This window comes from Streptomyces sp. MGP-BFMKR1, from assembly GCF_057766585.1.
The window spans coordinates 7,579,339-7,591,640 of record NZ_CM173408.1; the positions used below are offsets into that span (position 1 = coordinate 7,579,339).

The 12,302-nt window shown below is 73.2% G+C and carries 10 protein-coding genes; 9 read left to right on the top strand and 1 reads right to left on the bottom strand.

The features are described 5' to 3' along the window. Positions 1–105: 105 nt before the first annotated feature. The 9 genes from AC3CHW_RS30525 (at position 106) to AC3CHW_RS30565 (ending at position 11,323) form a co-directional block, all read left to right on the top strand. Positions 106–858 (top strand): TetR/AcrR family transcriptional regulator, encoded by a 753-nt coding sequence (locus AC3CHW_RS30525; RefSeq protein WP_488468609.1) that lies wholly within the window; start codon positions 106–108, stop codon positions 856–858. Positions 859–1,305: 447 nt separating this feature from the next. Further along, positions 1,306–2,172, top strand: coding sequence for a squalene synthase HpnC (hpnC, locus tag AC3CHW_RS30530; RefSeq protein ID WP_488471219.1), 867 nt, complete (start codon positions 1,306–1,308; stop codon positions 2,170–2,172). After that, positions 2,169–3,119, top strand: coding sequence for a presqualene diphosphate synthase HpnD (gene hpnD, locus AC3CHW_RS30535; protein ID WP_488468610.1), 951 nt, complete (start codon positions 2,169–2,171; stop codon positions 3,117–3,119). The genes hpnC and hpnD overlap by 4 nt, the downstream gene beginning before the upstream one ends. Before the next feature lie 270 nt (positions 3,120–3,389). Further along, complete coding sequence (hpnE, locus tag AC3CHW_RS30540) at positions 3,390–4,817, top strand: hydroxysqualene dehydroxylase HpnE (RefSeq protein WP_488468611.1); 1,428 nt, start codon at positions 3,390–3,392, stop codon at positions 4,815–4,817. Next, positions 4,814–5,914, top strand: a complete 1,101-nt coding sequence (locus AC3CHW_RS30545) for a polyprenyl synthetase family protein (protein WP_387602348.1) — start codon at positions 4,814–4,816, stop codon at positions 5,912–5,914. Before hpnE ends, AC3CHW_RS30545 begins: the two co-directional genes overlap by 4 nt. 145 nt (positions 5,915–6,059) lie before the next feature. Continuing rightward, a complete protein-coding gene (shc, locus tag AC3CHW_RS30550; protein ID WP_488468612.1) occupies positions 6,060–8,000 on the top strand; it encodes a squalene--hopene cyclase in 1,941 nt (646 codons plus the stop codon). Further along, on the top strand, positions 8,000–8,770 hold the full coding sequence (locus tag AC3CHW_RS30555; protein ID WP_488468613.1) for a 5'-methylthioadenosine/S-adenosylhomocysteine nucleosidase family protein: 771 nt from the start codon (positions 8,000–8,002) through the stop codon (positions 8,768–8,770). Before shc ends, AC3CHW_RS30555 begins: the two co-directional genes overlap by 1 nt. 5 nt (positions 8,771–8,775) lie before the next feature. Further along, the gene (gene hpnH / locus AC3CHW_RS30560) at positions 8,776–9,798 is read left to right on the top strand and encodes an adenosyl-hopene transferase HpnH (protein WP_176160639.1); all 1,023 of its coding nucleotides are present in this window, start codon (positions 8,776–8,778) and stop codon (positions 9,796–9,798) included. 127 nt (positions 9,799–9,925) lie between these two features. Continuing rightward, entirely contained in the window at positions 9,926–11,323 is a 1,398-nt protein-coding gene (locus tag AC3CHW_RS30565) for an aspartate aminotransferase family protein (RefSeq protein WP_488468614.1), read from the top strand. 56 nt (positions 11,324–11,379) lie between these two features. Here the strand turns inward: AC3CHW_RS30565 and AC3CHW_RS30570 are convergent, their stop codons facing one another. Further along, positions 11,380–12,204, bottom strand: a complete 825-nt coding sequence (locus AC3CHW_RS30570; protein ID WP_398609092.1) for a tyrosine-protein phosphatase — start codon at positions 12,202–12,204, stop codon at positions 11,380–11,382. Positions 12,205–12,302 lie beyond the last annotated feature (98 nt).

The following is a 12,302-nucleotide window of genomic DNA, read 5'->3' on the forward strand; positions in this document are numbered from 1 at the left end:
CTGCGCGTGACCGGCTGGTTGCCGTGGGTGCTGACGAGTTCGAACGTGGGGCGTGCTCGCACGCGTGGGGATCGCACGCGAAAACGCCGGGCATAGGGAGGGCGTGTGTCGCAAGAAGCAGTACCTGTCGCACCATATTCGCGTCGTGAACGACTGCGGATCGCGACCATTCAGGAGATCAAGGATGTGGCGCGAGAGTTTCTCGTGCAGGACGGTCCGGGCAATGTAACGATCCGCGCTATTGCCCGCGAAATGGGCATGACGGCGCCCGCCGTGTATCGCTACTTCACCAGTCGGGACGAGCTGATCCAGGCGATACGCCGCGACATCTTCGGCGAGATGGGGGGCCATCTGCGCGCGGTGATCGAGGCCATTCCGGAGCGCGAGCCCGCCGTCGAACTGCTGGCGTCCGGGCGCGCGCTGCGCCGCTGGGCCATCGAGCACCCGCACGAGTTCGGCCTCATCCTCGGCCCGTGGGGGCCCAGCGAGGGCAGGCAGGCGGGCCAGGCCGAGCGCGAGGCGAGCTGGGCCTTCGGGTCGCTGTTCGCCGGTCTGATAGCGGAGTTGTGGCGCACCCGCGGCTTCCCCGCCCCCGACCCGGACTCCCTCGACCCCGAACTGGTGGCACAGCTCACGGCGCTGCGTCAGGAGTACCAGGTCGAGCTGCCGGTGGAGGCCCTGGCCATCATGGTCCGCTGCTGGGTGCGGCTGTACGGCGTGATCTCGATGGACGCGCTGGGCCACCTGGCGTTCGCCCTCCCCAACGGCGACGCCTTCTTCGAGCGCGAACTCCAGGATCTGGCCGCCGTCCTGGGCATCGAGGAGTTCTACGCGGCCGACCAGCCGGTGGCCCGCTGACCCCGCCGTGCGCGCCGGCCCGTCGCGTCGGGCCGGCCAGCGGCCGGGAGGCCGCGCCGCGCCGCTTCCGGCCGACAGGGCCCGCCCGCCACGGGACCCCCGAGCTGACGGCGCACCGCTCGGCTCCGCGTACGCTGTACTGATGACCATCCGGACTATGGCGGACACGTGTCCGGCCCCCCGTTCGGGGGTCCGGAGCCCATCCCCCGCGACCTGGGGCGCGGCGTGTCCGCGTCGTGCCGTGACTGACATGCGGTGTAGAACGGGGGATGTGACGGCATTGGCCACGCGGCCCCTACCCAGTGCCCCCGCAGGCCCCGGCGCCCCTGCCCCCTGTGGTGGCGCTGTACGCGCCCGTACGCCTGGCTGTCTCCGGTGACCCTGGAAGACGAGCGCAGCCGGTCCCACCCCACCCCGCGAGCCTGGCCGGAGCAGCAGGCGCGCGCGGTGCTCGACAAGGCAGCGCACGAGAACTTTCCCGTCGCCCCCTTCTTCCTCCCGCGCGCCTGGCGCGACGACCTCATGGCCGTGTACGGGTACGCCCGACTCGTCGACGACATCGGCGACGGCGACCTCGCGCCGGGCGGCGGGGACGCCGTGCTGCTCGGCCTCGACCGGTCCCAGGCCCACGACACCACCGCGCTGCTCGACGCGTTCGAGGCCGACCTGCGCCGAGTCTTCGACGCCCGGGCCGAGCCGCCCCGGCACCCGTTGCTGCGCGCGCTGCGTCCCACCGTGCGCCGGTGCGGGCTCGGACCGGGCCCCTTCCTCGGCCTCATCGAGGCCAACCGGCAGGACCAGCGGGTGCGTCGGTACGCCAGCTACCAGGAGCTGCTCGACTACTGCGAGCTGTCCGCCAACCCGGTGGGCCGCCTGGTCCTGGCCATCACCGGGACGGCGACGCCCGAGCGTGTGCGGCGCTCGGACGCGATCTGCACCGCGTTGCAGGTCATCGAGCACCTCCAGGACGTCGTCGAGGACCTCGGCCGGGACCGGATCTACCTGCCCGCCGAGGACATGCGGCGCTTCGGCGTGACGGAGGCGGACCTGCGGGCCCGGACGGCCAGCGCGCCGGTGCGCGCGCTGATCGCGTTCGAGGCCCGCCGCGCCCACGACCTGCTGAACGAGGGCTCTCCGTTGGTGAGCAGTGTCCACGGCCGGCTCAGGCTGCTGCTCGCCGGCTTCGTCGGGGGCGGGCGGGCCGCCCTGAAAGCGGTCGTGCGCGCCGACCACGACGTGTTCCCCGCAGCCCCCAAGCCCACCAAGCTCAGCCAACTGCGCGAGGTCGCGGCGACACTGCGAGGAGAGGGGTGACCCAGGAAGTGGAAGGACCTTCGCCTACCCCCGCACCGGTGACGGCGGCGTACCGCTACTGCGAGGCCGTGACCGGCCAGCAGGCCCGTAACTTCGCGTACGGCATCCGACTGCTGCCCCCGGACAAGCGGCGGGCGATGTCCGCGCTGTACGCCTTCTCGCGCCGGGTGGACGACATCGGCGACGGCGCCCTGAGCGCGTCGGCCAAGAAAGAGCGGCTGGAGGGCACCCGCGAACTGCTGCGCCGGATCGCGGACGGCGCGGTGGAGCAGGACGACACCGACCCGGTGGCCGTCGCCCTCACCGACGCCGCGCGTCGCTTCCCGATCCCGCTCGGCGGGCTCGACGAGCTGATCGACGGCGTGCTGATGGACGTGCGCGGCGAGAGCTACGAGACGTGGGACGAGCTGCGGGTGTACTGCCGGTGCGTGGCCGGTGCCATCGGCCGCCTCTCGCTCGGCGTCTTCGGTACGGTGCCCGGGGCCCCCGGCGCCGAGCACGCCGCCGAGTACGCCGACACGCTGGGGCTGGCCCTCCAACTCACCAACATCCTGCGGGACGTTCGGGAGGACGCGGCCAACGGGCGCACCTACCTGCCCTCCGACGACCTGGCCAAGTTCGGTTGCTCGGCGGGGTTCCACGGCGCCACGCCGCCGGCCGGCGCCGACTTCACGGGCCTGGTGCACTTCGAGGCCCGGCGCGCGCGGGCGCTGTTCGCCGAGGGTTACCGGCTCCTGCCGCTGCTCGACCGGCGCAGCGGCGCGTGCGTGGCCGCCATGGCCGGCATCTACCGCAGACTCCTTGAGCGCATCGCCAGGGACCCCGCGGCCGTGTTGCACGGCCGCGTCTCGCTGCCCGGGAGGGAGAAGGCGTACGTCGCCGTGCGCGGCCTGGCCGGCGTCGACGCGCGCACCGTGAACCGGCGGGTCGGCGGGGGGCGCAGGTGATGGTCCCCGCGCCCGTGCCGCACGCCGGTTGGCCCCCGCGCACGCTGGGAGATCAGTACGTTCGCGCGACCCGGCGTGAGAGCCCCGCCGGCGGGGCAACCCTACGGGGCGTCGCGGCGTCCCCCGTCGCAGCCGGGGAACGGTCGCGGCGCCGCCCGCCCGCGGTCGCGAGCGGCGAGAACCGGCCGCCAGCGGCCCAGGCGGTCGCGAGGCGGTACCCGAACACAGCCGAGAAGCAGCAGCCGAGCACAGCCGAGAAAGGGGCGCACGATGGCAGCGAGCACGCACCCTGAGCACCCGACCCGCGCGGGCCGGACCGCCATCGTCGTCGGGGGAGGGCTCGCGGGCATCACCTCCGCCCTCGCCCTGGCCGACGCCGGGCTGCGGGTGACCCTGCTCGAAGGCCGGCCCCGGCTGGGCGGCGCCGCGTTCTCCTTCCGCCGCCCCTCGCCCGCCGGCGAACTCACCATCGACAACGGCCAACACGTCTACCTGCGGTGCTGCACCGCCTACGGCTGGTTCCTGGACCGCGTCGGCGCCCGCCACCTGGCCCCGCTGCAGGACCGGCTCGACGTGCCCGTGCTCGACGTGGGCCGCGCCGAGCCGCGGCTCGGGCGGCTGCGCCGCACCGCGCTCCCGGTGCCGCTGCACCTGGCCGCCACCCTGGCCACCTACCCGCACCTGTCGCCCCTGGAGCGGGCGGCCGTCGGCCGGGCCGCGCTCGCCCTGAAGTCCCTGGACCCGCACGACCCGGCCCTGGACGGCATCAACTTCGGGGACTGGCTGCGCAGCAAGGGCCAGTCCGCGCGCGCCATCCAGGCGGTGTGGGACGTCGTCGCCGTGGCGACCCTCAACGCCCGCTCCGCGCAGTGCTCCCTTGGCCTGGCCACCATGGTCTTCAAGACCGGGCTGCTCACCAAGCCCGGCCACGCCGACATCGGCATCCCCCGGGTGCCGCTCGGCGAGCTGCACGACACCAGGGCCCGCGCCACGCTGGAGGCGGCGGGCGTACGCGTCGAGCTGCGCAGCCGGGTCACCGGCATCGCCCGCGAGGCGGACGGCGGTTGGGGCGTCGAGGTGGAGACCGCGCCGCACGCGGGCACCCGGCTCACCGCCGACACGGTCGTCCTGGCCCTGCCCCAGCAGGAGGCGCACGGACTGCTGCCGGTCGGAGCGCTGGACGACCCCGGCCGGCTGCTGAAGATCGGCACCGCGCCCATCCTGAACCTGCACGTCGTCTACGACCGCACGGTGCTGCGCCGCCCCTTCTTCGTGGCCATCGGCACCCCCGTGCAGTGGGTCTTCGACCGCACCGACACCTCGGGCCTGACCGAGGGCCAGTACCTGGCGGTCTCCCAGTCCGCCGCCCACGACGACATCGACCAGCCCGTGGCCCGGCTGCGCGAGCGCTACCTGCCCGAGTTGGCCCGCCTGCTGCCCGCCGCCCGCGGCGCGACCGTGCGGGACTTCTTCGTCACCCGGGAGCGCACGGCGACCTTCGCTCCCGCGCCGGGCGTCGGCCGACTGCGCCCGCCCGCCACCACGAACGCGCCCGGCCTGTACCTGGCCGGCGCGTGGACCGCCACCGGCTGGCCAGCGACCATGGAGAGCGCGGTGCGCAGCGGGCTGACCGCGGCCGGCGCGGCGCTCTCCGAGCTCGGCCGCCCGCACCGCAGCCCGCTGCGGGAGGCGGTATGAGCACTGTGACCGGAAACAGAGGAGAGACCGTGACTCCGGCCATCCCCGTCGAGACCGCGAACGTCAGCGCCATGCTGGCACGCGGGCGCACCCTGGTGACGCCCGTGCTGCGCGAGGTCGTCGACAGGCTCGCCCCGCCCATGAACTCCGTCGCCGCCTACCACTTCGGTTGGATCGACGCCGACGGCAACCCCTCGGCCGCCGACGGTGGCAAGGCGGTGCGCCCCGCGCTCGCCCTGCTCTCCGCCGAGGCCGCGGGCGCCGCCCCCGAGGTGGGCCTGCCCGGCGCGGTCGCGGTCGAGCTCGTGCACAACTTCTCGCTGCTGCACGACGACCTGATGGACGGCGACGAGCAGCGCCGCCACCGCGACACCGTGTGGAAGGTGCACGGCCCCGACCAGGCCGTCCTGGTGGGCGACGCGCTGTTCGCGCTGGCCAACGAGGTCCTGCTGGAGCTGGGCACGGTGGACGCCGGCCGCGCGACCAGGCGGCTGACCACCGCCACCCGCCGCCTCATCGACGGGCAGGCCCAGGACATCTCGTACGAGCAGCGCGGGCGGGTCAACGTCCAGGAGTGCCTGGACATGGAGGGCAACAAGACCGGGGCGCTGCTGGCCTGTTCGGTCTCCATCGGCGCGGTGCTCGGCGGCGCCGACGACCGGATGGCCGACACGTTGGAGACGTACGGCTACCACCTCGGGCTCGCCTTCCAGGCCGTCGACGACCTGCTCGGCATCTGGGGCGACCCGGTGGCCACCGGCAAGCGGCCCTGGAGCGACCTGCGTCAGCGCAAGAAGTCCCTGCCCGTCGTCGCCGCGCTGGCCGCCGGCGGGCCCGCCTCCGAGCGGCTGGCCCGAATTCTGGCGGCCGACGCGAGTCATGACGGGAAAACGGATGACATCGCTGACTTCGATGAGGAAGAGTTCGCTAGCCGAGCGGCGTTGATCGAGGAGGCTGGCGGTCGCGAGTGGACCTCGGAGGAAGCTCGCCGACAGCACGCCACCGCCGTCGCGGCGCTGCACGAGGTGGACATGCCCGCTGCGGTACGAGCGCAACTGGTGGCGCTCGCCGACTTCGTCGTCGTACGAGAGGGATGACCTGCCCATGAGAGACGGGGGCTGGCAGGAGTATCCGGCCAGGCTCAGCCACCACACCTAGCTCGCGGTCGCCGGAGGGCGCCGGCCACGGCGCCCTCCGACGCAACCCCAGCACGGCAGTGAACGGACTGTGAAAGGGGAAGCCATGACAGCGACAGTCGTCGAAACAACCACGGTTTTAACGGCGGCCCGGCAGGCGACGGCCCGGGCCGTCGACCACCTGCTGGCCCGCCAGGACAAGGAGGGATGGTGGAAAGGTGACCTGGAGACCAACGTCACCATGGACGCCGAAGACCTCCTGCTCCGCCAGTTCCTCGGCATCCAGGACCCAGCCACCACCGCGGCGGCGGCCCGCCACATCCGCTCCCAGCAGCGCCCGGACGGCACCTGGGGCACCTTCCACGGCGGCCCGCCCGATCTCTCCGCGACCGTCGAGGCGTACGTGGCGCTGCGCCTGGCGGGCGACGAGCCGGACGCGCCGCACCTGGCCGCGGCCGCCGCGTGGGTGCGCGAGGCGGGCGGCATCGCCGCGAGCCGCGTCTTCACCCGCATCTGGCTCGCCCTCTTCGGCTGGTGGAGCTGGGACGACCTGCCCGAGCTGCCGCCCGAGCTGATCTACCTGCCCAGGTGGGCGCCGCTCAACATCTACGACTTCGGCTGCTGGGCGCGGCAGACCATCGTGCCGCTGACCATCGTCTCGGCCAAGCGCCCGGTGCGCCCCGCGCCGTTCGCGCTGGACGAGCTGCACACCGACCCGCGCCGGCCCAACCCGCCGCGCCCGCTGGCCCCCGCCACCACCTGGGACGGCGCCTTCCAGCGCCTCGACCGGGCACTGCACAGCTACCGCAAGGTCGCCGTCCGCCCGCTGCGCCGGGCCGCCATCCGCTCCTGCGCGCGCTGGATCATCGAACGGCAGGAGAACGACGGCTGCTGGGGCGGCATCCAGCCACCGGCCGTCTACTCGGTGATCGCCCTGCACCTCCTCGGCTACGACCTGGAGCACCCGGTGCTGCGGGCCGGCCTCGCCTCCCTCGACCGGTTCGCCGTCTGGCGCGAGGACGAGAACGGGGAGCGGGTCCGGATGGTCGAGGCGTGCCAGTCGCCGGTGTGGGACACCTGCCTGGCCACCATCGCGCTGGCGGACGCGGGCCTGCCGGACGACCACCCGGCCCTGGTGCGCGCCGCGGACTGGATGCTCGACGAGCAGGTGTACAAGCCGGGCGACTGGTCGGTGCGCCGGCCCGAACTGCGCCCCGGCGGCTGGGCGTTCGAGTTCCACAACGACAACTACCCCGACATCGACGACACCGCCGAGGTGGTGCTCGCGCTGCGCCGGGTCAGCCACCCGGACCCGCAGCGCGTCGAGCGGGCCATCCAGCGCGGCGCCGAGTGGAACCTGGGCATGCAGTCGAGCAACGGGGCCTGGGGCGCCTTCGACGCGGACAACGTGAGCCCGTTCCCCAACAAGCTGCCGTTCTGCGACTTCGGTGAGGTCATCGACCCGCCGTCGGCCGACGTCACCGCGCACGTGGTGGAGATGCTGGTGGCGCTCGGCGAGCGGGGCGACCCGCGCACCCAGCGCGGCATCGACTGGCTGCTGGCCGAACAGGAGCCGAACGGTGCCTGGTTCGGCCGCTGGGGCACCAACTACCTCTACGGCACCGGCTCCGTGGTGCCCGCCCTCGTACTCGCCGGCATCCCCACCACGCACGCGAGCATCCGGCGGGCCGTGAGCTGGCTGGAGAGCGTGCAGAACGAGGACGGCGGCTGGGGCGAGGACCAGCGCTCGTACCGGGAGCGCGCGTGGGTGGGCCGCGGCGAGTCCACCGCCTCGCAGACCGCGTGGGCGCTGCTGGCGCTGCTGGCGGCCGGCGAGCGGGAGAGCGAGTGCGTGCGGCGCGGGATCGCCTGGCTGGTGGAGACCCAGCGCCCGGACGGCGGTTGGGACGAGCCGTACTTCACCGGCACCGGCTTCCCGTGGGACTTCTCCATCAACTACCACCTGTACCGGATGGTCTTCCCGATCACCGCGCTCGGCCGCTACATCCACGCACAGCCGTTCGGGGCGGAACGGCAGGGGACCTGATGGCGGACGCCTCCGCCGCGGACCCGGGCGTGGCCTCGCCGCTCCTGGTGGTCTGCGCGCTCGGCATCGAGCGGCTCGCGCTGCGCGGCGGCGACCGCGGCGCCGCCGCGGGCCCCGTGGTGCTGCTGCGCACCGGGATGGGCCCGCGGGCGGCCGAGCGTTCGATGGAGCGCGTCCTGGCCACGGCGGCCGGGCCGGGGCCAGGACGCCCGGAAGCGGGTGACGCCGGCCCCCCGGGGCATCCGCCGGGCCCGGGTCCGGCGGCCGGTCACCGGCCGGTACGGGGCCCGGGCCCGGCGGCCGTCATCGCCACCGGGTTCTGCGCCGGGCTGGCCCCGGGGATGCACCCCGGCGACCTCGTCGTCGCCGACCAGACCCGCGACCACGCGGGCAGCACCGAGTGCACCGGCACCGAGGTGCTCGCCAGGGCCCTGGCCGAACTCTGCCGGCGCTCCTGGCGCGGCCCCGCGCCCGCCGTGCACACGGGCCCGGTGGCCGGCTCCGACCACGTGGTGCGCGGCGCCGAGCGCGCCCGGCTGCGGGCGACCGGGGCCGTCGCCGTGGACATGGAGTCCGCGGCGACGCTGCGTACCGCCGTGCGGGCGGGCCCGCGCCCGGTTGCGGCCGTTCGGGTGGTCGTGGACGCTCCAGAGCATGAGCTGGTCCGCATCGGCACCCTGCGCGGTGGAATATCCGCCTTCCGGGTGCTCCGCTCGATCCTTCCTGCTTTCTGCCAATGGCACCGTTCGTTACCGCTCTCCAGGAGGTGAGCTAGATGGCCATGCCGCTTCGTCAGACCATCCGGGTCGGGACGTATCTCTTTGAACAGAAAGTGATCCGGCGGCGGGAGAAGTTCCCGCTGATCGTGGAGTTGGAACCGCTGTACGCGTGCAACCTCTCCTGCGAGGGGTGCGGCAAGATCCAGCACCCGGCCGGGGTGCTCAAGCAGCGGATGCCGGTGGCGCAGGCGGTCGGCGCGGTGCTGGAGTCCGGGGCCCCGATGGTCTCCCTCGCCGGCGGCGAGCCGCTCATGCACCCGCAGATCGACGAGATCGTCCGCCAGTTGGTCAAGCGCAAGAAGTACGTCTTCCTCTGCACGAACGCGGTGTTGCTCCGCAAGAAGCTGCACAAGTTCACCCCCTCGCCCTACTTCGCCTTCACCGTGCACATCGACGGCCTGCGCGAGCGGCACGACGAGTCGGTCGCCAAGGAGGGGGTGTTCGACGAGGCGGTGGAGGCGATCAAGGAGGCCAAGCGGCGCGGCTTCCGGGTCACCACCAACTCGACCTTCTTCAACACCGACACCCCGCAGAACATCATCGAGGTGCTCAACTATCTCAACGACGACCTCAAGGTGGACGAGATGATGATCTCGCCCGCCTACGCCTACGAGAAGGCGCCGGACCAGGAGCACTTCCTGGGCGTCGGCCAGACCAGGGAACTGTTCCGCAAGGCGTTCGCCGGCGGCAACCGCCGCCGCTGGCGGCTCAACCACAGCCCGCTCTTCCTGGACTTCCTGGAGGGCAAGACCGACTTCCCGTGCACGGCCTGGGGCATCCCCAACTACTCGCTGTTCGGCTGGCAGCGCCCGTGCTACCTGATGAGCGACGGGTACGTGACCACGTACCAGAAGCTGATCGAGGAGACGGACTGGGACAAGTACGGCCGCGGCAAGGACCCGCGCTGCGACAACTGCATGGCGCACTGCGGGTACGAGCCCACGGCGGTGCTCGCCACCATGGGCTCCCTCAAGGAGTCGCTGCGCGCGGCCAGGGAAACGGTGTCGGCCAACAAGTGAGGCCACCGGCGCGGGCGTCGGGCACCCACCCCGAGCGGGGGCCGGCGCCCGCCCCCGGAGGGCCGGCCCGCGGCCCGCACCGGCCGGCGGGGCGGGACGAGCGACGCACACACGAAGGGGCAGGGGCATGACAGTGGCCGAATCGACGGGCTTCGACCTCGGCAGACTCCTCACGGAGCGCGGGGCCGAACGCTACGCACTGCACGCCCGGTACCTGAACCACCAACTGCCGCGCATGCTGCACACCATCGGCTTCGACAAGGTCTACGAGCGGGCCGAGGGCGCGTACTTCTGGGACGCCGACGGCCAGGACTACCTGGACATGCTCGCCGGCTTCGGGGTGATGGGCCTCGGCCGCCACCACCCCGTGGTCCGCAAGGCGCTGCACGACGTCCTGGACGCGGGCCTGGCCGACCTCACCCGCTTCGACTGCCAGCCGCTGCCCGGACTCCTCGCCGAGCGGCTGTTGGCGCACGCCCCGCACCTGGACCGGGTCTTCTTCGGCAACAGCGGCACCGAGGCGGTCGAGACGGCGCTCAAGTTCGCCCGGTACGCCACCCGCAAGCCCCGGGTGCTGTACTGCCCGCACGCCTTCCACGGGCTGACCACCGGCGCGCTCTCGGTCAACGGCGAGGACGGCTTCCGCGACGGGTTCGCGCCGCTGCTGCCCGACACGGCGGTGCCGCTCGGCGATCTGGCCGCCCTGGAGCGGGAGTTGCGGCGGGGCGACGTGGCCGCCCTGGTGGTCGAGCCGATCCAGGGCAAGGGCGTGCTCGCGGCCCCGCCCGGCTACCTGCGCTCCGCCCAGGACCTGCTGCACCGGCACAAGGCGCTGCTCATCGCCGACGAGGTGCAGACCGGCATGGGGCGCACCGGGGACTTCTTCGGCTACCAGCACGAGGACGGCGTCGAGCCCGACCTGGTGTGCGTGGCCAAGGCGCTGTCCGGCGGCTACGTGCCGGTGGGGGCGACCCTCGGCAAGGACTGGATCTTCAAGCGGGTCTACTCCTCGATGGACCGGGTGCTGGTGCACTCCGCGAGCTTCGGCTCCAACGCCCAGGCCATGGCGGCCGGCCTGGCCACCCTCGCGGTCATGGAGCAGGAGGACGTCGTGGCCCGCGCCCGGCGCACCGGAGACCTGCTCCGCGAACGGCTCGCCGCGCTCGTGCCGCGCTACGAACTGCTGCACGAGGTGCGCGGCCGGGGGCTGATGATCGGCATCGAGTTCGGCCGGCCCACCTCGCTGAAGCTGCGCAGCCGCTGGACGATGCTCCAGGCCGCGCGGAAGGGGCTGTTCGCGCAGTTGGTGGTGGCGCCGCTGCTGCACCGGCACCGCATCCTGACCCAGGTCTCCGGCGACCACCTGGAAGTGATCAAGCTGATCCCGCCGTTGATCATCGGCGAGCCGGAGGTGGACCGCTTCGTGGCGGCGTTCACGGACGTCATGGACGACGCGCACGACGGAGGCGGCCTGCTGTGGGAGTTCGGCAAGACCCTCGTGAAGCAAGCCGTCGCCAGTCGATGAGCGCGGGTGGCCGCGCCGGGCGCGCGCCCCGGCACGGGCTCCGCGCGCGCCGGCGGTCAGTCGGTCAGCAGTCGCTCGCGCAGCCGCCCCCGCAGCGCGGGGGTGAGGCCGAGTCCCTCGGTGAGATAGCGCTCGGTGTCGCCCCAGGTCGTCTCGATCGCCTCGAACGCCGCCGCCAGGTAGCTGGCCCGCGCGTCGAAGAGGGGGCCGATGAGTTCGAGCACCTCCGGCGACATGGCCTCGGCGGAGTCGCTGTGCCGCCGCACCTTGTAGCGGCGGTGCGCCGCCGCCGACGCCAGGTAGTCGGCCTCGATCGCCTCGGGGGTGACGCCGACGGCGAGCAGGGTGATGGCGATCGACAGGCCCGCGCGGTCCTTGCCGGCCGCGCAGTGCATGAGCGCCGGCACGCTGTCATCGGCCAGCGCGGCCAGCACGCGGGCGTGTTCGGCGGTGCGCGTGGTGACCATCGTGCGGTACGAGGCGATCATCCGGCCGGCGGCCTGGCCGTCGGAGAGTTCGGCCCGGAGCTGCTCGATGTCGCCGTGGAAGACCATGGACCAGAACTCGGCGCCCTCGGCCGGGTCGGTCAGCGGGATGTTGACGTTGCGGACGCCGGGGAGCGCGACGTCGGGTCCCTCGACCCTGATGTCGGCGGCGTTGCGGAAGTCGAAGATGGTGTGCAGGCCCAGCGTGGCCAGGAACGCCGCGTCCTCCTCGGTCGCGTGGGCGAGGTGGCCGCTGCGGAAGAGCACGCCCGACCGCACCCGCCGGCCGTCGATCGTCGGCAGGCCGCCCACGTCCCGGAAGTTCCTGACCCCCGACAGGCGCGGTTCCGTCTCGTCCGGGGTGTTGGGGGAGGCGTGCGGGATCTGCTGTGTCACGGCTGCTCCTCGGTGCGGGTGTGCCTGCGGTGGTCAACGAGAGGCTGGGGGCCGACCCTACGGTACGGGTCCGGCACCCCATCATTTCGGCCGCGCCC

What these genes read in the sequence shown, in the direction of transcription:
- AC3CHW_RS30565 (WP_488468614.1), top strand. Translation starts at nt 9,926, where the DNA reads ATGACAGTGGCCGAATCGACGGGCTTCGACCTCGGCAGACTCCTCACG.
- AC3CHW_RS30555 (WP_488468613.1), top strand. Translation starts at nt 8,000, where the DNA reads ATGGCGGACGCCTCCGCCGCGGACCCGGGCGTGGCCTCGCCGCTCCTG.
- AC3CHW_RS30545 (WP_387602348.1), top strand. Translation starts at nt 4,814, where the DNA reads ATGAGCACTGTGACCGGAAACAGAGGAGAGACCGTGACTCCGGCCATC.
- hpnH (WP_176160639.1), top strand. Translation starts at nt 8,776, where the DNA reads ATGGCCATGCCGCTTCGTCAGACCATCCGGGTCGGGACGTATCTCTTT.
- hpnE (WP_488468611.1), top strand. Translation starts at nt 3,390, where the DNA reads ATGGCAGCGAGCACGCACCCTGAGCACCCGACCCGCGCGGGCCGGACC.
- shc (WP_488468612.1), top strand. Translation starts at nt 6,060, where the DNA reads ATGACAGCGACAGTCGTCGAAACAACCACGGTTTTAACGGCGGCCCGG.